At 67.9% G+C, this 23,706-nt stretch carries 27 protein-coding genes; 15 read left to right on the forward strand and 12 right to left on the reverse strand.

All coding sequences use genetic code 11. The features are described 5' to 3' along the window. Positions 1–69: 69 nt before the first annotated feature. From IE224_RS06180 to IE224_RS06225, 10 genes are all read left to right on the forward strand, one after another. Complete coding sequence (locus IE224_RS06180; protein ID WP_167623488.1) at positions 70–525, forward strand: universal stress protein; 456 nt, start codon at positions 70–72, stop codon at positions 523–525. A gap of 63 nt (positions 526–588) precedes the next feature. Beyond that, positions 589–1,146 (forward strand): NifU family protein, encoded by a 558-nt coding sequence (locus IE224_RS06185; protein ID WP_167622845.1) that lies wholly within the window; start codon positions 589–591, stop codon positions 1,144–1,146. Further along, complete coding sequence (gene tsaB / locus IE224_RS06190) at positions 1,139–1,729, forward strand: tRNA (adenosine(37)-N6)-threonylcarbamoyltransferase complex dimerization subunit type 1 TsaB (RefSeq protein WP_191308807.1); 591 nt, start codon at positions 1,139–1,141, stop codon at positions 1,727–1,729. The genes IE224_RS06185 and tsaB overlap by 8 nt, the downstream gene beginning before the upstream one ends. Continuing rightward, a complete protein-coding gene (locus tag IE224_RS06195; protein ID WP_191308808.1) occupies positions 1,726–2,145 on the forward strand; it encodes a GNAT family N-acetyltransferase in 420 nt (139 codons plus the stop codon). The genes tsaB and IE224_RS06195 overlap by 4 nt, the downstream gene beginning before the upstream one ends. A gap of 80 nt (positions 2,146–2,225) precedes the next feature. Further along, a complete protein-coding gene (locus tag IE224_RS06200) occupies positions 2,226–3,209 on the forward strand; it encodes a BMP family lipoprotein (protein WP_167622849.1) in 984 nt (327 codons plus the stop codon). Beyond that, on the forward strand, positions 3,209–4,846 hold the full coding sequence (locus tag IE224_RS06205) for an ABC transporter ATP-binding protein (protein WP_191308810.1): 1,638 nt from the start codon (positions 3,209–3,211) through the stop codon (positions 4,844–4,846). Before IE224_RS06200 ends, IE224_RS06205 begins: the two co-directional genes overlap by 1 nt. Continuing rightward, complete coding sequence (locus IE224_RS06210; protein ID WP_191308812.1) at positions 4,847–5,413, forward strand: hypothetical protein; 567 nt, start codon at positions 4,847–4,849, stop codon at positions 5,411–5,413. Between the two features lie 4 nt (positions 5,414–5,417). Continuing rightward, positions 5,418–6,512 (forward strand): ABC transporter permease, encoded by a 1,095-nt coding sequence (locus IE224_RS06215; protein ID WP_191308813.1) that lies wholly within the window; start codon positions 5,418–5,420, stop codon positions 6,510–6,512. Beyond that, positions 6,512–7,564 (forward strand): ABC transporter permease, encoded by a 1,053-nt coding sequence (locus IE224_RS06220; RefSeq protein ID WP_167622856.1) that lies wholly within the window; start codon positions 6,512–6,514, stop codon positions 7,562–7,564. Before IE224_RS06215 ends, IE224_RS06220 begins: the two co-directional genes overlap by 1 nt. Then, entirely contained in the window at positions 7,548–8,348 is an 801-nt protein-coding gene (locus IE224_RS06225) for a purine-nucleoside phosphorylase (protein WP_191308815.1), read from the forward strand. The genes IE224_RS06220 and IE224_RS06225 overlap by 17 nt, the downstream gene beginning before the upstream one ends. A 62-nt stretch (positions 8,349–8,410) precedes the next feature. On the opposite strand, the gene mnmH is transcribed toward IE224_RS06225, so the two are convergent. Continuing rightward, positions 8,411–9,460 (reverse strand): tRNA 2-selenouridine(34) synthase MnmH, encoded by a 1,050-nt coding sequence (gene mnmH / locus IE224_RS06230; RefSeq protein ID WP_229849267.1) that lies wholly within the window; start codon positions 9,458–9,460, stop codon positions 8,411–8,413. A 1-nt stretch (position 9,461) separates the two neighbouring features. Next, positions 9,462–10,022, reverse strand: a complete 561-nt coding sequence (locus IE224_RS06235; protein ID WP_167622873.1) for a L,D-transpeptidase — start codon at positions 10,020–10,022, stop codon at positions 9,462–9,464. 136 nt (positions 10,023–10,158) lie between these two features. Between IE224_RS06235 and IE224_RS06240 the strand changes: the two genes are divergently transcribed. Next, on the forward strand, positions 10,159–10,443 hold the full coding sequence (locus IE224_RS06240) for a hypothetical protein (protein ID WP_191308818.1): 285 nt from the start codon (positions 10,159–10,161) through the stop codon (positions 10,441–10,443). Then, a complete protein-coding gene (locus IE224_RS06245) occupies positions 10,424–12,676 on the forward strand; it encodes a heavy metal translocating P-type ATPase (protein WP_229849268.1) in 2,253 nt (750 codons plus the stop codon). The genes IE224_RS06240 and IE224_RS06245 overlap by 20 nt, the downstream gene beginning before the upstream one ends. A 42-nt stretch (positions 12,677–12,718) precedes the next feature. Here the strand turns inward: IE224_RS06245 and IE224_RS06250 are convergent, their stop codons facing one another. The 5 genes from IE224_RS06250 to meaB all read right to left on the reverse strand — a co-directional run bounded on the left by IE224_RS06250 (position 12,719) and on the right by meaB (position 16,237). Next, a complete protein-coding gene (locus IE224_RS06250; RefSeq protein ID WP_191308820.1) occupies positions 12,719–13,174 on the reverse strand; it encodes a copper chaperone PCu(A)C in 456 nt (151 codons plus the stop codon). 17 nt (positions 13,175–13,191) lie between these two features. Then, entirely contained in the window at positions 13,192–13,569 is a 378-nt protein-coding gene (locus IE224_RS06255) for a hypothetical protein (RefSeq protein WP_191308821.1), read from the reverse strand. Between the two features lie 71 nt (positions 13,570–13,640). Then, a complete protein-coding gene (gene rpmB / locus IE224_RS06260) occupies positions 13,641–13,928 on the reverse strand; it encodes a 50S ribosomal protein L28 (RefSeq protein ID WP_167622880.1) in 288 nt (95 codons plus the stop codon). Positions 13,929–14,152: 224 nt separating this feature from the next. Further along, the gene (locus IE224_RS06265; protein ID WP_167622882.1) at positions 14,153–15,199 is read right to left on the reverse strand and encodes a bifunctional transcriptional activator/DNA repair enzyme AdaA; all 1,047 of its coding nucleotides are present in this window, start codon (positions 15,197–15,199) and stop codon (positions 14,153–14,155) included. Positions 15,200–15,268: 69 nt separating this feature from the next. Further along, on the reverse strand, positions 15,269–16,237 hold the full coding sequence (meaB, locus tag IE224_RS06270) for a methylmalonyl Co-A mutase-associated GTPase MeaB (RefSeq protein ID WP_191308823.1): 969 nt from the start codon (positions 16,235–16,237) through the stop codon (positions 15,269–15,271). Positions 16,238–16,300: 63 nt separating this feature from the next. Between meaB and IE224_RS06275 the strand changes: the two genes are divergently transcribed. The 3 genes from IE224_RS06275 (at position 16,301) to IE224_RS06285 (ending at position 18,815) form a co-directional block, all read left to right on the forward strand. Next, complete coding sequence (locus tag IE224_RS06275) at positions 16,301–16,642, forward strand: thioredoxin domain-containing protein (RefSeq protein ID WP_191308824.1); 342 nt, start codon at positions 16,301–16,303, stop codon at positions 16,640–16,642. A 66-nt stretch (positions 16,643–16,708) separates the two neighbouring features. After that, on the forward strand, positions 16,709–18,001 hold the full coding sequence (gene serS / locus IE224_RS06280) for a serine--tRNA ligase (RefSeq protein WP_191308826.1): 1,293 nt from the start codon (positions 16,709–16,711) through the stop codon (positions 17,999–18,001). Between the two features lie 67 nt (positions 18,002–18,068). Beyond that, positions 18,069–18,815 (forward strand): hypothetical protein, encoded by a 747-nt coding sequence (locus tag IE224_RS06285; protein WP_167622888.1) that lies wholly within the window; start codon positions 18,069–18,071, stop codon positions 18,813–18,815. Here the strand turns inward: IE224_RS06285 and der are convergent. The 5 genes from der to IE224_RS06310 form a co-directional block, all read right to left on the reverse strand. Next, entirely contained in the window at positions 18,812–20,296 is a 1,485-nt protein-coding gene (gene der / locus IE224_RS06290) for a ribosome biogenesis GTPase Der (protein ID WP_191308830.1), read from the reverse strand. The two genes, IE224_RS06285 and der, sit on opposite strands and share 4 nt — an antisense overlap. Next, on the reverse strand, positions 20,293–21,618 hold the full coding sequence (locus IE224_RS06295) for an outer membrane protein assembly factor BamB family protein (RefSeq protein ID WP_191308832.1): 1,326 nt from the start codon (positions 21,616–21,618) through the stop codon (positions 20,293–20,295). Before IE224_RS06295 ends, der begins: the two co-directional genes overlap by 4 nt. 39 nt (positions 21,619–21,657) lie before the next feature. Beyond that, complete coding sequence (locus IE224_RS06300) at positions 21,658–22,326, reverse strand: tetratricopeptide repeat protein (RefSeq protein ID WP_167622893.1); 669 nt, start codon at positions 22,324–22,326, stop codon at positions 21,658–21,660. Between the two features lie 138 nt (positions 22,327–22,464). Then, positions 22,465–23,064: a superoxide dismutase gene (locus tag IE224_RS06305; RefSeq protein WP_191308834.1), complete on the reverse strand. Its 600-nt coding sequence runs from the start codon at positions 23,062–23,064 to the stop codon at positions 22,465–22,467. Positions 23,065–23,248: 184 nt separating this feature from the next. Beyond that, positions 23,249–23,506: a hypothetical protein gene (locus IE224_RS06310; RefSeq protein WP_167622895.1), complete on the reverse strand. Its 258-nt coding sequence runs from the start codon at positions 23,504–23,506 to the stop codon at positions 23,249–23,251. Between the last annotated feature and the right edge of the window lie 200 nt (positions 23,507–23,706).

Raw genomic sequence — 23,706 nt, forward strand, 5'->3', positions numbered from 1 at the left:
CGAATGACTTGCGCGACCATTGCAAAGGGGCCACTGTCTGCCGGAACCGAGGCCACCCAAAGGCGGATGATGCGCAAGTTTCTTGTCATGCTGGACGACAGCCGGGAATGTCTGAACGCGATGCGTTTCGCGGCCATGCGTGCCTCCAATTCCGGGGGCGCGGTGACCGTTCTTGCGGTGATCCCCCCGGATGAAATCCAGCACGGCTTCGGCGTGGCCGAGGTGATGCGCGCCGAGGCCTATGAGCGCATCGAGGCGCATTTCGAGGTTTTCGCCAAGTGGATGAGAATGCGTCCAAAAGTCGAGCCGGAACTGGTCATCCGAGAAGGAGACCCGGCCGAGCAGCTGATGGCCTATCTGAACGAGGACCCCGAGATCGGCATCGTCGCCATGGGCATCAGCGCGGACAAGTCGGCGCAGAATCCACTGCTGTCTCGCCTGCTGCGCGATGCGGCCAGCTTGCCCTGCCCGATCACCGTTGTTCCCGCCGACATCTCGAAGGAGCGGCTTGAGGCGATCACCTGACCGCCGCCCGGCTTGACCCGGCTGCCCCCCATCGCCATATCCATTCCAAAGGAGCCTTGGCAAATGTTCATCCAGACCGAAACCACACCGAACCCTGCGACGTTGAAGTTCCTTCCCGGCGAGATCGTGCTGGACAACGGCACGGCCGACTTTCCCTCGACCGACACGGCGGCCAAGTCGCCGCTGGCCCGCCGCATCTTTGCCGTGGGCGGCGTGACGGGCGTCTTCCTGGGCCGCGACTTCGTGACCGTGACCAAGGCCGACGACCAGCCCTGGGACCATCTCAAGCCGTCGATCCTGGGTGCCATCATGGAGCATTACCAGTCGGGCGCGCCGGCCATCGAGGGCACGGCGGAGAACGCAGGCCATGCCAGTCATGACGGCCCCGATGGGGAAATCGTCACCCAGATCAAGGAACTGCTGGACACGCGCGTCCGCCCGGCGGTGGCCCAGGACGGCGGCGACATCACCTTCCACGGCTTTGACCGGGGCGTGGTCTACCTGCACATGCAGGGGGCCTGCGCGGGCTGCCCGTCCTCGACACTGACGCTGAAGATGGGGATCGAGAACCTGCTGCGCCACTATATCCCCGAGGTGGTCGAGGTCCGGCCCGTTGCCTGATCCCCTGGCCCTTGGCTTCGACACATCGGCCGCGCATTGCGCGGCCGCTTTGCTGCGGGGCGACCGCATCCTTGGCCATATCTCCGAGGAGATGACCAAGGGCCAGGCCGAACGCCTGTTTCCGCTGCTGGAAGGCTTGCTGGCCGGTGCGGGCCTGACTTGGCGCGACCTCGGCGTGATCGGCGTGGGCATCGGGCCGGGCAACTTCACCGGCATCCGCATCGCGGTCGCCGCGGCCCGCGGGCTGGCCCTGTCGCTGGGCATCCCGGCGGTCGGCGTCACCGCGACCGAGGCCGCGTCCCTGGACCTGCCCCGTCCGTGCCGCATCGTTCTGCCGCTTCGGGCGGATCAGGTCGCGTGGCAGGACTTTGGCCAGGGCGCAGGGGACCACCCCCAGCAATCTGCGGCCGATGCATTGCCGCCCGGTCCCACTCCGGCACTGCCACGGGTGCCCCCCGCCGTGGCCATCGCCCGGATCGCCCTGGCCCGGCGCGCCGATCCGGGGCCGCGCCCCGCGCCCTTCTACCTGCGCCCTGCCGATGCGGCACCGGCACGCGACGCCGCCCCGCTGATCCTGCCGTGACGACCGACGGACTTGCCGCGCTGCACGCCCGCTGCTTCAACCGCCCCCGCCCCTGGCGGGCGGCCGAATTCGCGGCCCTGCTGGACAGCCCCCGCGTCTTCCTGCTGACCCGCCCCTCGGGCTTCCTGATGGGCCGCCTTGTGGCCGACGAGGCCGAGTTGCTGACCCTTGCCGTGGACCCGGCTGCCCGCCGCCAAGGCACCGGCCGCGCCCTGCTGCGCGATTTCGCCGCAACGTCATGTCAAGGCGGCGCGGGGCGCGCTTTCCTTGAAGTGGCGGCCGACAATGCCGCCGCGCGGGCATTGTATTGCGGCGAAGGCTGGCAAGAATCGGGGCGCAGGCGGCGTTATTATGGTCCCGATCTTGACGCCATCGTCATGACCTTGGTCCTGGAACCCGGCCAAGAAGGCGGTTGACCGGCAAGGGGCGATGCGCCCTAATCGGGCCATCACGCGGGCGGCTTGAATCGCCCGCAACAACAGGATGAGGTTTCCTTATGTCCCTGACGAAATCGCTGCTTGCGGGCGTGGCGCTGACGGCACTTGCGGGCGGTGCGGCCCTGGCGGAACCGGCGCTGATTTTCGACCTTGGCGGCAAGTTCGACAAATCCTTCAACGAAGCCGCCTTCATGGGCGCGCAACGCTGGGCCGAGGAAACCGGCGGCACCTACAAGGAACTGGAAATGCAGTCCGAGGCGCAGCGCGAACAGGCGCTGCGGCGGCTTGCCGAAACCGGCGCCAATCCCATCGTCATGACCGGCTTCGCCTTTGGCGACGTGCTGAACCAGGTGGCCCCCGATTACCCCGACACCCAGTTCGCCATCATCGACATGGTGGTGGAACAGCCCAACGTGCAATCCATCGTCTTCACCGAGGAACAGGGCAGCTATCTGGCCGGGATTATGGCCGCGCAGGCCTCTCAGTCCGGCACCGTGGGCTTCATCGGCGGCATGGACATTCCACTGATCCACAAGTTCGAATGCGGCTTCGCGCAGGGCTTCAAGGCCGCCAAGCCCGACGGCACGGTGCTGATCAACTATACCGGCACGACGCCTGCCGCCTGGAACGACCCGGTCAAGGGCGGCGAACTGGCCCGCGCCCAGATCAGCCAGGGGGCCGACGTGATCTATGCCGCGGCCGGCGGCACGGGCATCGGCGTGCTGCAAACGGCGGCGGACGAAGGCATCCTGTCCATCGGCGTGGACAGCAACCAGAACCACCTGCATCCGGGCAAGGTCCTGACCTCGATGGTCAAGCGCGTCGACAACGCGGTCTATGACGCCTTCAAGAACGGCGTGGAGCCGGGCGTCAAGGTTCTGGATCTGCAGGCCGAGGGCGTGGATGTCGCCATCGACGAAAACAACCAGCAGCTGGTCACGCCGGAAATGCAGGCCGCCGTCGATGACGCCCGCGCCAAGATCGCCAGCGGAGAAATCGCGGTCCACGACTACATGACCGACAACACCTGCCCGGTCCAGTAATGGCATCCGACATGCAGACAGGGGGGCGGCTGGCAACGGCCGCCCCTGCGGCGATTGAACTGCGCGGCATCTCGAAGTCCTTCGGGCCGGTGCAGGCCAACCGCGACATCCACCTGCGCGTGGAAAGGGGCACGATCCACGGCATCATCGGTGAAAACGGCGCCGGCAAGTCCACGCTGATGTCGATCCTCTATGGCTTCTACAAGCCCGACAGCGGCGAGGTTCTGGTCAACGGCCGGCCCCTGACCATCACCGACAGCCAGACCGCGATCCGCGCGGGCATCGGCATGGTCTTCCAGCATTTCAAGCTGGTCCAGAACTTCACCGTTCTGGAAAACATCATCCTTGGGGCCGAGGAAGGCCGCCTGCTGCGCCCGTCCCTGTCCAAGGCGCGCGGCGTGCTGAAGCGGCTGGCCCAGGAATATGAACTGAACGTCGACCCCGATACCCGGATCGAAGACCTTTCGGTCGGCCACCAGCAGCGGGTCGAGATCCTCAAGGCGCTGTATCGCCAGGCCGACATCCTGATCCTGGACGAGCCGACCGGCGTGCTGACCCCGGCCGAGGCCGACCACCTGTTCCGGATCTTGGAGGGCCTGCGGGCCGAGGGCAAGACGATCATCCTGATCACCCACAAGCTGCGCGAGATCATGGAGATCACCGACACGGTATCGGTCATGCGGCGCGGTGAGATGGTGGCATCGGTCCGGACCGGGGAAACCAGCCCCGAGGAACTGGCCGAGTTGATGGTCGGCCGCAAGGTGCTGCTGAACGTGCAAAAGGCCCCGGCCCGGCCCGCGCAGCCGGTTCTGGAAATCCGCAACCTGCGCATGGTGGACGATGCGGGCGTGGAACGCCTGCGCGGCATAGACCTGGACATCCGCGCGGGCGAGATCCTGGGGATTGCGGGCGTTTCGGGCAATGGCCAGACGCAGCTTCTGGAAATCCTGGGCGGCTATCCCCCGAAAGGCAGCACCGTATCGGGCGAGGTTCGCGTGAACGGCGGACCCCTGCCCTTGGCTGGCGCTGCCTGCAATGCCGCAGAACGCCGTCGCCAGGGGCTGGGCCATATCCCCGAGGATCGGCAGGCCGAAGGTCTGATCATGGATTTCGCCGCCTGGGAGAACGTGGCCTTCGGATACCACGACGCACCGGAATACGGGCGCGGCCCGCTGATGGACCGCGACGCGATCCGCCGCGATGCCGAGGGCAAGATCGCCCGCTTCGACGTCCGCCCGCCCAGTTGCGACCTGGCCGCGCGCGACTTTTCCGGCGGCAACCAGCAGAAGATCGTCGTGGCCCGAGAGATCGAGCGGAATCCCGACCTGCTTCTGATCGGCCAGCCCACGCGCGGCGTTGACATCGGCGCGATCGAGTTCATCCACAAGCGCATCGTGGAACTGCGCGACGCGGGCAAGGCGATCCTGCTGGTTTCCGTGGAACTGGACGAGATCATGTCGCTGTCGGACCGCATCGCGGTGATGTTCGACGGCCGCATCATGGGCGAGCGCCTGCCCAATGAGGCGACCACCGGCGACCTGGGCCTGCTGATGGCAGGGGTGGATCCAGCGACTGCGCCGCCCGACACCATGCCGCCCGCCCACGAACACGTCGAAGACCTGCCCCGAGAAGCTTGAATGATCCCGACACGACTGGCCTGCCTTCTTCCCGCCCTGCTGCTGTCCGCCGCCTGCAGCAGCGTGCCCATGCCCCGGATGCCCAAGATGGACGTCTGGCCCGACGGCGACGCGCCCGATCGCTTGGTCATGGCCGCCGAGGCCCGCGCCCAGACCCGTGCCCGCAACCCGGACGGAAGCTGGGCCGTGGACGACCCGATCGCCGGGTCCGACTATGAGACCGAGTTCCCGGGCAACTGCGTCACGGCCGCCCAAGGCACCGCCTGCGCCGACCACGCCCCGGTCGAGGCACCCGCCGCCGAGGGCACCGCGCCCCAGGTCACCGGCCGCGTGGCCATCGCCTTCGCGGCCCTGTCAGACGGCAGCCGCTGCACCGGCGAGGCCCGCCAGGGCCAGACCCGGTCCGAGGAGAACCTTCTGGCCGTGCGCGGCTATCCTGGCGCGGGCGGCAATGTCCCTCGCGCCAGCAGCCTTGGCCGCATGGCGGGCAATGGCGATGCGATCACCTGGGACCAGATCGCCGATCCGCGCGCCTTCCTGGCGCTGTGTTCCGGCATGAAAGGCTGAGCGGATGGAAAAGATGCCGAAATGGGCTGATGTGCTGCTGACGCCGCTGATCTCGCTGGTGTTGGCGATGGCGATTTCGGCGCTTGTGATCCTGGCCATCGGCGAAAGCCCGGTCGAGGCGCTGACGACGATGATAGACGGCGCCCTGGGCTCCAGCTACGGCTGGGGCTTCACGCTGTATTACGCGACGAACTTCATCTTCACCGGCCTTGCCGTGATGGTCGCCTATCACGCGAGCCTGTTCAATATCGGCGGTGAAGGCCAAGCGGCGATGGGGGGATTGGGCGTGGCCCTGGTGCTGCTCTCGGTGCCGCTGCCGCATTGGGCGCTTGCGCTGCCTGCCGGGATGGCCGGGGCGGCCCTGTTCGGCGCGGCCTGGGCGCTGATCCCCGCCTGGCTTCAGGCCAAGCGCGGCAGCCATATCGTGATCACCACGATCATGTTCAACTTCATCGCCGCCGCCGCGCTGAACTATATCCTGGTCAACCTGATGCGCCCGGTGGGCAGCATGGACCCGGCCTCGGCCCGTTTTCCCGAAGCGACGCACCTGCCCAAGCTGTCGGACATGGCGCTGGCATTCGGCATCGAATGGGGCAAGAACACGCCCGTCAACATCAGCTTCTTCGTGGCCATCGCGGCCTGCCTGCTGGTCTGGCTGCTGATCTGGCGCAGCCGCCTGGGCTTCGAGATCCGGGCCTTCGGCAAGTCCGAACCCGCCGCCCTTTATGCGGGCATCAACCCCGTGCGCATCACCGTGATCGCCATGCTGATTTCCGGCGGGCTGGCCGGCATGATGGCCATCAACAACGTCATGGGCGAGGCCGAGCGGCTGGTCCTGAACGCGGTAGAAGGCGCGGGCTTCATCGGCATCGCCGTGGCTCTGATGGGCCGAAACCATCCGCTGGGCGTGTTCCTGGCCGCGCTGCTGTTCGGCTTCCTGTATCAAGGGGGCGGTGAACTGGCGCTCTGGACCTCGATCCCGCGCGAGCTGATCATCGTGATCCAGGCGCTTGTGATCCTGTTTACCGGGGCGCTGGACAACATGGTGCGGATGCCGCTGGAACGGATGTTCCTGGCCATTCGCAAAAGGGGCGCGTGATGGATCTGAACACCGTCCTGCAAATCCTGGACAGCGCCGTGCGGCTGATGACGCCCTTGCTGCTGGCCTGCCTCGCCGGGCTTTATTCCGAACGCGCCGGGGTCTTCGACATCGGGCTGGAAGGCAAGATGCTGATGGCGGCCTTTTCCGCCGCCACGGTGGCCGCGCTGACCGGCAATGTCTGGCTGGGCCTTTGCGCGGGGCTGCTGGGGGCGCTGATGCTGTCGGCGATCCACGGCATCGCCTCGATCACCTTCCGGGGCAACCAGCTGATCTCGGGCGTGGCGATCAACTTCCTGGCCTCGGGGCTGACAGTGCTTCTGGGCCAGAAGATCTTCGGCCTGGGCGGACGCACGCCCAACCTGACCCCAGGGGCCGAGCTTGAGGCGCAGGTCACCCCCTTCCGCACCTGGCTGACCGACGTGGCAGGGGCCGACTTGGCCACCTGGCTGACCGCCACCCCGCGCCTGTCCGGCATCACCCTGCCCTTTGCCGAAAGCCTGCGCCCCGTCCCCGTCCTGGGTCCGCTTTATGCCGAGGTCGTCTCGGGCCACACGATCCTGGTTTATGTGGCTTTCCTGATGGTGCCGCTGACCTGGTGGATCCTGTATCGCACCCGCTTCGGCCTGCGGCTGCGGGCCGTGGGCGAAAACCCGGCTTCGGTCGATACGGCAGGCGTGTCGGTCACGCGGCTGCGCTTTGCCGCCGTCGCCATCGCGGGCCTGCTTTGCGGCCTGGCAGGCGCCTATCTGGCGACCGGCCTTTCGGCGGGCTTCGTCAAGGAGATGACCGCCGGGCGGGGCTTCATCGCCCTGGCCGCGCTGATCTTCGCCAAGTGGCGTCCTTGGGGGGCGCTTGGCGCCACCTTCCTGTTCGGCCTTCTGGAGGCAATCGCCAACCGCTATCCGAACCTGGACCTGGGCATCGTCACCGTGCCGTCGATGTTCATGAACGCGCTGCCCTATATCCTGACCGTCATCATCCTGGCGGGCTTCGTCGGCCGCGCCATCCCGCCCCGCGCCGGAGGAGAGCCCTATGTCAAAGAGCGTTGAGCTTGCCCGCCTGATCCGCGACCGCGCGGGGGACCAGCCGCCGGAATACGGGCTGATCCTGGGTTCGGGCCTGGGGCATCTGGCGGGGACGGTCGATGGTGTGGCGATCCCCTATGACGACTTGCCGGGCTTTCCCCATGCGGGCGTTTCGGGCCATGTGCCGCAACTGGTGATCGGCCAGCTAGAAGGCCGTCGCGTGGCCGTCTTCGGCGGCCGGTCGCATTACTACGAATCGGGCCGCGCCGACGCGATGCGGCTGCCGCTGGAAACCTTGGCCGCGCTTGGCACGACCCGGCTGATCCTGACCAACGCGGCCGGGTCGCTGCGCCACGACATCCCGCCCGGCGAACTGATGCTGCTGGACGACCACATCGCGTTTGCCGGAACCAATCCCCTGATCGGTGAACCGACCGACGCCCGCTTCGTGCCCCTGACCGATGCCCATGACACCGACATGCGCGCCGCCCTCGCCGAATGTGCGCGGGCCGAGGGGATCGACCTGGCCTCCGGCGTCTATTGCTGGTTTTCCGGCCCCAGCTTCGAAACCCCTGCCGAAATCCGCGCCGCCAGGATCCTCGGTGCCGATGCCGTGGGCATGTCCACCGTCCCCGAAATCATCCTGGCCCGCTTCCTGGGGCTGCGCTGCGCCGCCATCTCGGTCATCACGAACATGGGCGCGGGGCTTTCCGACGAATCGATCAGCCATGACCACACCAAGGCGATGGCTCCTCTTGGCGCGGCCAAACTGGAACGCATCCTGCGCCGCTTCCTGCGCGACGGCTGAGCTTCTTCTTTATCCAAATATCCCCGCCGGAGGCTCCTGCCCCCGGCACCCGCGCCGCAGGTTCAGGACAGGCGCGACAGGGCCGCCTCGACCCTGGCCGCCGCCGCGTCCAGATCGCGAAGATCGTCCAGGGCCACCACCGCGCGTTCACGCTCGGCATATCGCAGCCGATGCTTCAGATAGCGGAGATCATAATGGTCGCGTAGCAGCCCCTCGGCCAGTCCGCGCCAGTCGCCCGCCGCCACGGCTGCCCGCCACCCACCGATCCGGTCGCCGGGATGCAACGGCGACAGCGCGTCAACGATTGCCCTCACCCGTGCGGGATCATCCACCATGTCGGCATAGCCGGCGGCGGTATAGGCCGCACGCGCGCCCACCGGCACCTCCAGCCGCAGCCGGGGCGCGGCGCAGATCGCCTGCCACATCGTCTTCGGGACGGTGAGAGCGCCGATGCGGCTGCTTTCGGCCTCGACCAGCACGGGGCGGGCGGGATCCAGGGCTTCCAGGGCCAGGGCCAGCCGGCTTTCGAACAGCTTCTGGCTGGGCTGGCCGCCGGCCCGGCCCCCGAACAGGCTGCCGCGATGATTAGCCAAGCCCTCCAGGTCGATCACCTGCCAGCCACGCCGGGCCAGCCGCGCCAGAATCGCCGTCTTGGCGCTGCCGGTATTGCCGTCCAGAACGATGACCGGGGCGGGAACGGGCCGGTTCTGCACCCGGTCCACCACAAGCCCCCGCCAGGCCTTGTAGCCGCCGTCGACGCGGTCCACGCGCCAGCCGATCTGCGCCAGGATGGTGGCAAAGCTGCCCGAGCGCTGCCCGCCGCGCCAGCAATAGACCAGCCCGCGCCAGCTTCCGTCCCGGTCGGCCAGCGGCCCGGCAATGTGGCGGGCGGCATTCGCCGCAACCAGGGCGCCGCCGATCTTGCGGGCGTCAAAGGGGGAAACCTGCTTGTAGATCGTGCCCACCCGCGCCCGTTCGGCATCGTTCAGCACGGGCAGGTTGATCGCGCCGGGCAGGTGATCCTCGGCATATTCGGCCGGGGATCGCACGTCTATGATGTCATCGAACCCCGCAAGCGCGGGATCCGACAGGCCCGTCAGCGTCAGCGCCAACTCAATAGACGTAGACCGGCGTCCCGACGGGCACCTGGTCATACAGCGCCATCACCGCCTCGTTGCGCATCCGCAGGCAGCCGTTCGACACGGCCCGCCCGATGGACCCCGGCTCGGTCGTGCCGTGGATGCGGATCGCGGTGTCCTGGCCCTTGTCGTTGTACAGATACAGCGCCCGCGCCCCCAGCGGGTTCTGCGGGCCGCCGGGCATCCCGTTCGCCCATTTGGCATATTGCTGCGGCTTGCGCTTGATCATGTCCTGCGTGGGCGTCCAGGACGGCCATTCGACCTTCCGACCTACGGTGGCGCGGCCCTTCCAGACCAATTCCGCCGTGCCCACGGCCACGCCATAGCGGATGGCGCGGCCCGGGGCGATCACGTGGTAAAGGAAGAAGTCCTTGCTGACGACGACGATGCTGCCGACCTCGAAATCGTCGCGGATCGCGACTTCGGTCGGGGCATAGGGGTCGCGCGCTGCTTCCTGCGAGAAGGCCAGCGAGGGGGCGAAATAGGCGGCGGCCATCAAGGGCACGGCCAGCGACATCAGCTCACGGCGGTTCATGGTGATCCTGTCAATCTCGTGTTCTTCTGCTTTGATCCCGCCCATAACAAGGGACGGCCCTCTGTTGCAACTCACGAGGACGTATCGCGTTCAGTTTGGCCTTGACCAAGGGATGCGCAGGCCACATCTGCAGGACATGGATCGCGCCCTGTCCCCCTGCTGCCAGGATGCCCGCCGCGCACTGCGGCGTCCGGCGCATCTGTGCCGCGGCCGGGGCGACCGCGCCTGCCGCTGCCACCAGGACGCCCGTCCGGCGGCGGCCCGTCCGATCCGCGCCCTGCGGATCGACCCCCGCGCCCTGATCACGGCGCAACTGCCCCGGCAGGCCCCCCTGCGTCCTCAGGCGCCGCCCCGTTTCCTGAACCCGTCCTGCACCCCTTGCACGATTTCAGGAAGCCATCATGACCGCCTCATCCACTGACCTGCCCCGATCGGGCCATGCGCCCGATCTGATCACCACCCGCCTGTCCATCGAAGGCATGAGCTGCGCCGCCTGCTCGGGCCGCGTTGGCCGGATGCTGTCGGCCCGGCCCGGCGTCGCGGACGCACAGGTGAACCTGCTGGCTGGTTCCGCGAGCATCCGCCACGATCCGTCCCTGTCGCCCGCCGATCTGGCTGCGGCGGTGACCAAGCTGGGATACCCCGCAACCGTCCCCCAGGATGCCGCCCCGCACGCCCATCAGGACGAAACCCTTGGCCTCAGGCGCGACTTCCTTCTGGCCCTTGCCCTGACCCTGCCCGTCTTCGTGGCGGAAATGGGGGGGCACCTGATCCCCTCTTTCCACCACTGGCTGCACGGCGCCCTGGGCCCGGGGCCATTGAACTGGGCGCAGATGATCCTGACAGCGCTTGTCCTGGCGTTGCCCGGGCGGCGCTTCTTTGCCACCGGCATCCCGGCCCTTCTGCGCGGCGGACCCGAGATGAACAGCCTTGTCGCGCTTGGATCAGGGGCGGCGTTCCTTTACTCGGCCGTCGTGGTGCTGCTGCCCGACCTGATCCCGCCCGCCTCGCGCCATGTCTATTTCGAGGCCGCCGCGGTTATCGTCGCGCTGATCCTGATGGGCCGCTGGCTGGAAGCGCGGGCCAAGGGCCAGGCAGGCGCGGCGATCCGCGCGCTGATCGAATTGGCGCCGGACCAAGCGACTGTCCTGCGCGACGGCAGACAAGTCCGAACACCGGTCGCGGATCTGCATCCCGGCGACCTGGTCCTGCTGGTGCCGGGTGAACGCGTGGCGGTCGACGGCACCGTGACCGAGGGCCAGGGGCATGTCGACGAATCCATGCTGACGGGCGAGCCGGTCCCCGCCCCCAAGGCGCCCGGCGATCCGGTGACCGGCGGCACCGTCAACGGCACCACCGCCCTGACCTATCGCGTCACCGCCACCGGATCCGACACGACCCTGTCGCGGATCGTGCGGATGGTGGAAGGCGCGCAGAACGCCCGCCTGCCTGTGCAGGCCCTGGTCGACCGCATCACCCGCGTCTTCGTGCCGGTGGTGATCGGGCTTGCCCTGCTGGCCTTCCTGATCTGGCTGGCCTTCGGTCCCGACCTGGCCCACGCCGTCGTGGCCGGGGTTGCGGTGCTGATCATCGCCTGCCCCTGCGCAATGGGCCTTGCGGTCCCGGTGTCGATCATGGTGGGCACGGGCAGGGGCGCGCAGCTTGGCGTCCTGTTCCGCCGGGGCGAGGCCTTGCAGCGCCTGTCCAAGGCACGGCTGGTGGGCTTTGACAAGACCGGCACCCTGACGCGCGGTCGCCCCGAACTGACCGCGATCCAGACCGACGGGATGCCAAAGGACGAGGCCCTGCGCCTTGCCGCTGCCGCCGAGGCGCGGTCCGAACATCCCCTGGGCGCAGCCATCGTCGCCGGAGCGGCGGCGCGCGGCCTGAACCTGCCCCCGGCTGCCGAGGTGCAGGCCACCGCCGGGCGCGGCCTGACAGCCGTTGTCGAAGGGCATCGCCTTCTGATCGGCAACCGTGCTGCATTGACCGAGGCCGGGATCCAGCCTGCACCCACGCTTGAACAAGCCGCCGCTGCCATGGCGGACGGGGGCGCCACGCCCGTCCACCTGGCCCTGGACGGCCGCCATGCCGCCACCTTCGCGCTCGAGGATCGGATCCGTGACGAGGCAGCCCCCACCGTCGACGCCCTGCACCGGATGGGCCTGGTGACGGTGATGTTGTCGGGCGATGTTCCCGCGACTGCACGGGCCGTGGGCCAGCGACTGGGTATCGACGATGTGCGCGCAGGCCTGATGCCCGGCGACAAGCTGACAGCCATCGGCGCGATGGGACCGGGATCGGTCTTTGTGGGCGACGGGATCAATGATGCGCCAGCGCTAGCTGCGGCGGAAACCGGCATCGCGATCGGCACGGGCACCAGCATCGCCATCGAAGCGGCTGACCTGGTGCTCATGTCGGGCGACCTGTCGGGGGTGGCGCGCGCCATTCGGCTGTCGCGCGCGGTGATGCGCAACATCCGCCAGAACCTGTTCTGGGCCTTCGCCTATAACACTGCGCTGATCCCCGTCGCGATGGGCGTGCTGGTGCCCTTCGGCGGCCCGCAGCTATCGCCCATGCTGGGGGCCGGGGCGATGGCGCTGTCCTCGGTCTGCGTTGTGGGCAATGCCTTGCGGCTGCGGACAGTCAGGTAAGCGGAACGCCGCGGGCGTCAGCCGATGCCCGCGGCCTTCGCGTCAGTGGCCCATGTGGCTGTGCGGTTCGTCAGGCGCGCGGTCGTTGTCGACCGTGGCCTCGACCGGCAGGGTGCCGCAATCGCCGAAGTCCAGCGTCAGCGCGACGGTGTCGCCATCCGCCAGCGGCGACTGCAACCCCATCAGCATCACATGGTCGCCACCACGTACGAGGCCATGTTCGCCCCCCGCCGGCACAGCGATGCCGCCTTCGATCCTGGACATCTTCATCACGCCGGCTTCCTCGGCATGGGTATGCAGTTCCGCCCGCTCGGCCGCCTCGGTCGAGGCGGCGGTCAGGATGCATTCGGTGGTGCCCCGGTTCTCGATCACCATGAAAACGGCCCCCGCCTTGGGATTGGCGCTGCGGGCATAGGCATCGCGGACCGCCAACCCGTCCTGGGCAAGGGCTGCTGCGGGAAAAAGGGCCGCGACGGCGGCCAGGGTCATGCGGATCATCGGTATTGTCCTTCGTGTCAAACAGGTTTCGCTTCGGAAATCTGTCGGAACGGAGGATCGCGCGCCGCAGGAAGAGGCGCCTGCCGACCCGGCGCGTGACGGGCCAAGACAGGCCAGACCAACGCAACAGGATCGCGCGACAGCGACGGGCTAACCAAGGGGACTTGCAAGGCAGCCAGCAAGGACAGCGCCATGTCGGGACAGACTTGCGTCCGTGGCGGACCATCCGGATGATCGACAACCACCACGCCATGCCCCGTGCACAGCACCACCTGGCCGGCACGCGCTATCGTGCCGCGTGCCGCGCCCAGACCAATTCCGGTCAGGACAAGGCACAGGATTAGCGCAAGATGGCCCGGGCGTCGCATGACGCGACCATCACCGAAGCGGGTCATGAAGGCAACCTGCATGCAAAAGCCCCGCCGTAAGGAACGACGGGGCAAATTGCCGCAGAAGGCAGAACCGATCAGGCCTGGGCTTCGGCCTTGGCCAGTTCGCGCTTGATCTTCAGGGCGCGGTCTGACAGTTCGGCATCCTTGGCTTTCGCCAGGAAGGCGTCCAAGCCGCCGCGGTGGTCGACCGAACGCAGTGCCGCGGCCGAGATGCGCAGCGAATAGCCGCGGTTCAGCTTTTCCGACAGCAGCGTGACCTCGTTCAGGTTCGGCAGGAACCGGCGACGGGTCTTGTTGTTGGCGTGGCTGACATTGTTGCCGGTCATCGGGCCTTTGCCGGTCAGTTCGCAGACGCGCGACATGGTGTTGATCCTTCGTCTTTGCTATGCGGGCGGTCCCGGCGGGGGTTCCGACCCAAAGTGAAAGGGCGCCGCGAGGCAGCGCCCGGAATTCCGTTTGCGCGTCCCTAATGGAAGCGGAACGGCTCGTCAACCGGGAATCACTAGCACCCTTCTTCATCTTGGCCTGAAATATCCCACAGGGGGTCCGGGGGACGTGAAGTCCCCCGGCCGTCGCGGGATGCAGATCACATGTAGCGCCGCTCGGCCGCGATCAGCTTCTCCTTGCGCCACAGTCCCCCTGCATAGCCGGTCAGGGTGCCGTCTGCACCGATCACCCGGTGGCAGGGCACCACCAGGGCGATGCGGTTCGTGGCATTGGCCCGTGCCACCGCCCGCATCGCGGTGGGTCGCCCGATGGCGGCTGCCAACTGGGCATAGCTCCGGGTCTGCCCGGCAGGGATGTCCTGCAAGGCGCGCCAGACGATCTGTTGGAAGGGCGTGCCATGCAAGACCACCGGCACGTCCAACCGTGGCCCCTGACCGGCGAAATAGGCGGCCAGTTGCGCTTCCGTCAGATCATGAACCGCCGTGCGACCCAGCCCCACCCGGCCGCCGACATGGGCCGACAACCGCCGCAGCCCCTGGGGAAGGGCCTTGCGGTCGATGAATTCCAGCAGGTGCAGCGCGCGGTCATCCGCAATGGCGATCATGCCGCCCAGCGGCGTGTCGATCCAGTCGGCCAGCAGGTCCGTGCCCTGCCGCAGGACGTGCGGCGCATGGCCGAACAGCCGCGCAAAGGCCGCCCGGAAGCCCGAGGCCGAATCGAATCCCGCGTCCAGTTGCGCCTCGATCATCTGCGATCCTTTCGCCAGGCTGGCCAAGGCCCCGCGCATCCGCGCCGCGCGGGCCATGTCCAGGAAGCTTTGCCCGAAATGCCGCTTGAAGGCCCGCCGCACGGTCGATGGATCGTGCCCGAGCGCCAGAAGATCAGCCTCGGACCAACGATGATCGGGGCGTTCCTCCAGCCGCGCCAACAGGTCGCGGACCAGCGGATCGCCCTCGGCCGTCGCGCCCAAGGGATGGCAGCGGCGGCAGGGGCGAAAGCCCGCAGCCTGGGCGGCATCGGCCGAGGCGAACCAGCGGCAATTTCCCGGCAGGGGCTTTCTGGCCGGGCAGGTCAGCCGGCAGAAGATGCCGGTGGTCGTCACGCCCACCAGGGCGCGGCCTTCCCAGGCAGGATCGCGCGCCAGCAGGGCTGCATAAAGTGTGTCGTCGTCGGGCAGATCAAGCATGTCACTCACCTTGTCCATGCCACCAACCCTAGCCGATTCGCGCGCCCTGCGGGCCGCAAAATCGGGCGTCTAATCCTGCCGCGCCAGCCAGTCCAGCATGTCGCGCGCGGCCTCGGCCGGGGCTAGGACGCCCCGGGCCACGGCATCGCCAAGCCCGGCCAGCCGGTCGCGGGCGGCGGACGTTTCCAGCCGCGCCAGCAGGCCCGCGCGCACGTCGGCCAGGAACCAGTGCCGCGCCTGTTCGGCCCGGTTGGCCGCGAAATGACCCTGTTCGCGCCGCCAGGTTGTCAGAGCCTGCATCTCGTCCCACGCATTTTTCAGGCCGTCGCCGGTCACGGCGGATACCGGCAGAGCCTTGGGGAATCCCTGCGGATCCTGCGGGCGCTTGCGCAGCAGCCGCAGCGCGCCCGCGTAATCGGCCACCGTGCGCCGGGCGGTGCCCAGCAACTCGCCATCGGCCTTGTTGACCAGGATCAGGTCGGCCATCTCCATGATGCCGCGCTTGACGCCCTGCAATTCGTCGCCGCCTGCCGGGGCCAGCAGCAGGACGAACAGGTCGCACATCTCGGCGACAAGGGTTTCGGACTGGCCGACGCCGACCGTCTCGATCAGCACCACGTCGTAACCCGCCGCCTCGCAAAGCCGGATCGCCTCGCGCGTGCGGCGCGCCACGCCGCCAAGCTGGGCGTTCGAGGGCGTGGGGCGTATGAAGGCCATGGGGTTGCGCGACAGCGTCTCCATCCGCGTCTTGTCGCCCAGGATCGACCCGCCCGACCGGGTCGAGGACGGATCGACCGCCAGCACAGCAACGCGCAACCCCTGGTCTGTCAGCATCGTCCCGAAGGCCTCGATGAAGGTGGACTTGCCGACGCCGGGCGTGCCGGACAGCCCGATCCGTAGCGCCTGGCCGTCGGGCAGGTCCGCCAAAAGCGCCACCGCACGGGCGCGGTGATCGGGACGCGTCGATTCGATCAGCGTGATCGCCCGCGACAGGGCGCGCCGGTCCTTGGCGACCAGGGGTTCCAGAAGCTCGTCCATGGTCAAGGGATAGGGGGCGGAGATGCGATTGCCAAGCCACCGCCGCCACCCGATAATGCCGCCATGATCCGTTTCCTTGCCATCCTTGCCCTGATGACGCTGCCCGCCGCCGCCGACCCCCTGCGCCTGCTGATGGTCGAGAAGGTCGGCTGCGTCTATTGCGAGGCCTGGGACCGCAATATCGGGCCGGGCTATGCCGCATCCGATGCCGGTCGCGCCGCCCCGCTGATGCGGGTGGACATCCATGGCCCCTATCCCGACGGGCTGGCCTTGGCGCGGCGCCCCTTTGTCACACCGACCTTCATCCTGCTGGACGGCGGGTCCGAGGTGGGGCGGCTGGAAGGTCACATGACCGCCGCGCAGTTCTGGCCTGCCCTGAACGCCCTGCTGGACCAGGCCCGCTGACCGGGCTTTCCCAAGCCCACCGCATCGGCTAGTCACCGGGCAACTGTTCCAGTCCAGGTGACGACCATGCATGACATCCGTGCCATCCGGGAAAACCCCGCAGCCTTTGACGCCGCCCTGTCGCGCCGCGGTCTTGCCGCCATGTCAGACCGCATCCTGTCGCTGGACGCCAACCGCCGCGCCCGCATCGTCGCGGCGGAAACCGCCCAGGCAGACCAGAACCGCGCCAGCAAGGACGTGGGCGCCGCCAAGGCGCGCGGCGACGATGCCGAGTTCGAGCGGCTGCGCACCATGATCGCCGAGAAGAAGGCCGACGTGACCAAGATGCAGGCCGAGGCATCCTTGCTTGACGGTCGGCTGCGCGAATTGCTGATGGAGATCCCGAACCTGCCGCTGGACAGCGTCCCGGAAGGCCGCGACGAAAGCGACAACGTCGAATTGCGCCGCTGGGGAAGCCCGCGTGCCTTCGACTTCGCCCCGGTCGAGCATTACGAGATCGCGGGCGTCAAGCCGGGCATGGACTTCGAGACCGCGGCCAAGCTGTCGGGCAGCCGCTTCGTCGTGCTGAAGGGCGGGGTGGCGCGCATCCACCGGGCCCTGGCGCAGTTCATGCTGGACCTGCATGTCACCAAGCACGACCTTCAGGAAACCTGGGCCCCGGTCCTGGTGCTGGAGGAGATGATGGTCGGCACCGGCCAGTTGCCCAAGTTCGGCGAGGACAGCTATCTGACGCGAGAGGGTTACTGGCTGATCCCCACGTCCGAGGTGACGCTGACCAATACCGTGAACGGCGATCTGGTCGATCATGCAAGCCTGCCCCGCCGCATGGTCGCGCATTCGCAGTGCTTCCGGTCCGAAGCCGGCAGCGCGGGCCGCGACACCACCGGGATGCTGCGCCAGCACCAGTTCGAGAAGGTCGAGATGGTCTCCATCACCGACGCCGACACGGGCGTGGCCGAACACGACCGCATGACCCGCTGCGCCGAGGCCGTGCTGGAAGCCCTTGATCTGCCCTACCGCACCATCGTGCTTTGCACCGGCGACATGGGCTTCGGGGCGCGGATCACCCATGACCTGGAGGTCTGGCTGCCCGGCCAGGACAAGTATCGAGAGATCAGCAGCGTCAGCTATTGCGGCGATTTCCAGGCGCGGCGGATGAACGCGCGCTATCGGTCGGACAAGACCGGCAAGCCGGAATTCGTCCACACGCTGAACGGATCGGGCCTGGCCGTGGGACGGACGCTGATCGCGGTGCTGGAAAACGGGCAACAGGCCGACGGTTCGGTGCTGCTTCCGCAGGCATTGCACCCCTATCTGGGCGGCGCGACGGTGCTGGGGGCGGACGGCCGGCTGGGCTGAGGCGAAAACCTGTCCGCATTGCGGCATCTTTGCCGAAACTGCGGCGCCGACAGAGGCGTTGGCAGTCATGGCGCGCGCGGCGGACATCCTTTATCTTGGATCGGTGACGATCTTCATCGCCAGCAGCCTGACGCTGGCGACGCTGGGGCGGCCTGCCGTCCAGATCGTCGCCGCAGATTTCTCGCAGGGGCCCAGCCGGGACGCCTTCGGGATCGGCGGAACGGTTCCCGTCGCCACATTGCCGCAGCTTTACATCCAGCCGCAGAACCCGCTGATGTGGGCGCTGCTTCTGACGCTTTGGGCGCTGCTGCTTCTGGACGGGATCGGCCAGTACCTCGAGCCTTCGGATGAAGGGCCATATCCAGCCTGGCGCCCGCTTAGCCTGGCCCTGCTGGGCGGCGCGATCTGGCCCTGGCTGGTAGGCGTGCACAAGCCGCTGGCCACGCTGGGGGCGCTGCTGATGCTGACGGCGGCGCTGTCGGGCGCGATCCGCGCGCGGGGTCAGCGCAGGCCCGCGCCGGCCTTCCTTGCCGGCTGGGGAGTGGCGCTTGGCACGGGAACGGTGGCGACCCTGATCGGCGCCCCCTTGTTGCTGACGACCCCGCAGACCGCGATCCTGGCGATCCTGCCTGGGTCGGTGATCGGGATGATCGCCCAGGAACGGCTGCAACGGTCCCTGGCATTCTCCATCGCGATCATCTGGGCCTTCTGCGCTGTCGCAATCACCACCATGGCCAGCAGCCCGGGCGTCGCCCTGGCCGCGATCATCGGCATCTCGGGCATGGGGGTCGTGCTGGTGCGGGCCGCGACTTAGCTGCCCTTGGGCTTTTGCCGGTTCTTGTGCTTGGACAGCGCGCCCGATTGGCTGATCTTGTTGGCCTTTTCCTTGAAGGGGTTGTCGGCCCCCTGGTCGCGGAAGAACAGCCGGATCGGCGTGCCGGGCATGTCGAAGTCCTGACGAAGCCCGTTCACCAGATAGCGCTGATAGCTGTCGGGCAGCTTGTCGGTATGGGTCGCCTTGACCACGAAGGCCGGCGGCCGGGTCTTGACCTGCGTCATGTAGCGCAGCCGGATCCGTCGCCCGCCCGGCGCGGGGGGCGGGTGGCTTTCGGTCATCGCGCCCAGCCACTGGTTCAGCCGCGCGGTGGAAATGCGGCGGTTCCAGACCTCGTGCGCCTTCAGGATGGCGGCATGCAGCCGGTCCAGCCCCTTGCCGGTACGCGCGGACACGGTAACCAGCGGCGCACCCTTCAACTGCGGCAGCAGCTTTTCAAAGTTCGCACGCAGCTCGTTCAGCTTGTGCGGCTTGTCGTCTTCCAGATCCCACTTGTTCGCAGCCACCACGACGGCGCGGCCTTCGGTTTCCGCGAAATCGGCAATGCGCAGATCCTGCTGCTCGAACGGGATGGCCACGTCCAGCAGGACCACCACCACCTCGGCAAAGCGGACGGCGCGCAGGCCGTCGGCCACGGAAAGTTTTTCCACCTTGTCCGTCACCTTGGCGCGCTTGCGCATTCCCGCCGTGTCGAAGATGCGCATGGGCGTGCCCATGAAGGTCGTCGCCACGCTGATCGAATCGCGGGTGATGCCGGCCTCGGGTCCGGTCAGCAACCGGTCCTCGCCGATGATCTTGTTGATCAACGTGGACTTGCCCGCATTGGGCCGCCCGATCACGGCCAGTTGCAAGGGACGCGCGGCAGACGGACGCCAATCCTCGGCCCCTGCCCCGCTTTCGGCATCCTCGTCCGAGATGTCGATGTCGGTTTCCGCCGCCACGGGCGACGGGCGCTCGGCCTCGATCCGGTCGGACAGCGGGACCAGGGCGCGATACAGGTCGTCCATCCCTTCGCCATGTTCGGCGCTGATGCGCAAGGGTTCGCCCAGGCCCAGGCCATAGGCTTCCATCGCGCCGGCCTCGCCCGCGCGGCCCTCGGCCTTGTTGGCGGCGACAATCACGTGTTTCGCGCGCTTGCGCAGGATGTCGGCAAAGTATTCGTCGGCGGCCGTGACGCCCACGCGGGCGTCGATCACGAACAGGCAGATGTCGGCCTCGTCCACGGCCCGTTCGGTCAGGCGGCGCATCCGGCCCTGCAGACTGTCATCCTCGGCCATTTCCAGGCCGGCGCTGTCGATCACGACGAAGCGCAGGTCGCCCAGACGGGCCGCACCTTCGCGCAGGTCGCGGGTGACGCCCGGCTGGTCGTCGACCAGGGCCAGCTTCTTGCCGACGAGGCGGTTGAACAGGGTCGATTTGCCGACATTGGGCCGACCGACGATGGCGAGTGTGAATGTCATCTGAATGCGTGCAACTGGCCGTTGCGCGAGACGACGTAGATCGTCTGGCCGGCAACGGCGGGGGCGGTGGCGGCACCACCGGGGATTTGGGCCTGGCCCACAAGGGCGCCGGAATTGGGGTCGAACACCCGCATCACCCCGTCCGAGGAGACGACGAACAGGCGTCCGCCCGCCAGCACCGGGCCGAAATGCGCGTGGATGCGGTCCTGCCTGCGGACACGCTGGGTTGTGTAATAGGGAAGCTGGACACGCCAGATCGAACCGCCGGTCGCGGCGTCCAGGCGGATCAGTTCGGCTTGGTCATTGACGGCGAAGACCGACCCGCCCGCCACGACGACAGGGCTGTTGGCCCCGTCACGCGCAGACCAGGCCTCGATCCCGCTGTCCAGTTCGACCGCGTTGATGCGCCCCGACGATGTGCCGCCATAGACGGTATTGCCCGCAATCACCGGATCGCCGGTCACGTCGCGAATATTGGCGATGGCGCGGCCGATCCGCATCCCGCCGATCTGCGCCGTCCACAAGGTCGCGCCGGTTTCCCGGTCCGCCGCCAGAAGCTGCCCGGATGCGAAGGGGAAGATCACCGTGTTGCCTTGGATCGCCGGGACCGAGACGCCCATCACCCCCGCGGTCGAGGGCGTGCCCGAGGTCTGCCACAGCACCTTGCCGTCTGCGGCGCGCACCGCCCAGCCGATGTCGTTGCGGCCCAGGACATAGACCACGCCGTTCTGCACGGCAGGTCCGCCGCCGATCGGCGCGTCGACCCGCTGCCGCCACAGCACCCGGCCGGATGCCGCATCAAGCGCGACCAACTCGCCAAAGCCGCTGGTCGCATAAACCCGCCCGGCTTCATAAGCGAGGCCGCCGCCCGACACGCTGTCGCGCGTTTCAAGCGCGGGCGCGATGTCGCTGGTCCAGGCGGTGGCGCCGCCGGTGGTGGTGGCCGTCACACGCGTGCGGCTGTCCAGCGTGAAGACCAGACCGCCGCCCACCACCGGATCGGCGCTGATGCGGTGGCGCTTGCCGCTGCCATCGCCGATATTCGCCGTCCAGATGCGGGTCGTGCCCTGCCCCAGGGCCAGATGGCCCGGCTGGTGGGCTGCATTGCCCGCGCGGTGGGTCCATTCGGCATTCGTCACCGGCGCGGCAAGCCGCAGCGCGGTCGAGGTGACGGGAGCGGGGCCTTCGATCGCCGGACCGTCGGGCGAGGTCACGGCCAGCGGGTCCAGCCGCTGCCCCGGCAGGATCGTGTCCCGCTCGCCGCAGGCTTGCAGGCCAAGCGTGGCCGCCAGGGCCAGGGTCAGTCGCAGCGTGGCGGTCATTCCTCGCCTCTCCCTCGTGTGTCTGTCATTGGCCGGCGGTCAGCCGGCGGGCATGTTTTCGGACGGTTCCGGCTCGACGCCAAGCGCGATCATCATCTCGGACAGGCGCAGGCGCAAGGCCTGGGACAGGCCGTCCTTTTCCTGAATCTGGCGGATCAGGTTCACCGCGTCATCGGTCCGACCGGCCCCGATCAGGGCGATGGCCTTCTGTTCCAGGGCCAGCAGTTCGAACGGCGCGCCTGCGCGGGACAGGCGCGACAGGATCTCGTCGCGCTGCGCGGGATCCATCGTTTCGCCCTGCAGCATCACCAGCTTCAGTTCGGCCAGGTCGTGCAGCACCGTGCCCGCGGCCTGGTCGCCTGCAACGTCACGCAGCGCTTGGGCCGCGGCCTCGTCACCGTCCGCCTCGGACCACTCCGAGGCTGCCAGCAGCGCGCCCAGGATGCGCCGGGATTCGGCGCCCTGCGGATCGACGTCCATGATCGCCTGGGGATCGCCCGTGGCTTCCGCCGCCAGGATCGCATCGCCCCAGGCACGGGCCTGCGCCTGGTCGCGCGCCTGGCTGTATTCGCGCCAGATGACGCCCGCGACAATGCCCAGGATGACCAGCCCCGCGACCCAGCCCCAGCGGCGGAACAGCCGGAACAGCCGCTCGCGGCGCAGATCGTCGAAAACCTCGTCGATGAAATTGTCGTTCTGGTTGGCCATGCCTGCCTTCCGCCCCGCCTTCCGCAGTCTCTTGCGCCCTGTCTTATACCGTGGCGGACCGGAAAGCCAATGCCGCGCTTGGCCGCAACAAGAAAGGCCCGGCGCGATGGCCGGGCCCTGTGCCTGCTGGCGACGGGATCACATGCGCGAGGCGACGTTTTCCCAGTTCACGAGGTTGTTGAGGAAGTTCTCCAGGTATTTCGGACGCGCGTTGCGGAAGTCGATGTAATAGCTGTGTTCCCACACGTCGCAGCCCAGCAGCGCGGTCTGGCCGTGGCACAGCGGGTTCACGCCGTTTTCGGTCTTGGTGACTTCCAGCCCGCCTTCGGCATTCTTGACCAGCCAGACCCAGCCCGAGCCGAACTGGCCCACGCCGCCTTCGGTGAACTTCTTCTTGAAGTCGTCGACCGAGCCGAAGGAGTCAGTGATCGCCCGTTCCAGTTCCGACGGCATGGCGCCCGGATTGGGTGCCATCATCTCCCAGAACTGGGCATGGTTCCAATGCTGGCTGGCATTGTTGAAGATGCCGTTCTGCGCGACCGCGCCCTTCTGGTAGGTTCCCTTGACGATATCCTCCAGCGACTTGCCGTCCCATTCGGTGCCCGCGACCAGCTCGTTCAGCTTGTCGACATAGGCCTTGTGGTGCTTGTCGTGGTGGTATTCCAGCGTCTCCTTGGACATGCCGCCTTCGGCCAGTGCGTCATGCGCGTAGGGAAGATCGGGAAGCGTGAAGGCCATTTTTCTGTCCTTTCAGAAGGGATTGAACATCGGTCGGACGCACAGTCCGGGATTCGCCCGACCAACGCAAGGGGGGCGGGCAGGTTCCTGCTGCCAAGGCAGGGGCGGAATGACAAAGGCCGGGGGCGGATGCCCCCGGACCTTGCCGGTTCTGCGGCACGTCAGGCGTGCAAGCGGGTCCCGATCAGTTCGCCGGGGCCGGAGTGGCCGGAGCCGGGGGCGTGCCCGGATCGGCAGGCTCGGCCGGCTCGACCTCGACCGCATCGTCGACGGCGGGATCGGCAGGCGCAGTCGTGCCCGCGGGTGCGGTGGTTGTCGCCGAGGTATCCGTGGTGGCGTCGGTCGCCGTGTCGTCCCCCGACATGAAGAAGAACAGCAGCGCCACCACAACGACGATGGCACCGATAATGATATACATGCGATTGCTGTTGGGCTCGGCCATTCTCGTCCCTTTCGGTTCAACATTCCATACCCGGACAATGAAGGCGGATGCCTTCCGGTTCCCGCCCATCCCGCGATGTCGGCGGCGCGTCGTCGATGCGACACACCCGCCCTGTCCACCGGCAGGGGCGCTTGCGACAGGCTGACGCTTTCCGCGCGCACCAAATCCCCCTAGAAGGTGGGGCGAACAAAGGGGGTCGA

Origin of the sequence: Paracoccus aerius (genome assembly GCF_014656455.1) — a bacterium.
Lineage (GTDB): Bacteria > Pseudomonadota > Alphaproteobacteria > Rhodobacterales > Rhodobacteraceae > Paracoccus > Paracoccus aerius.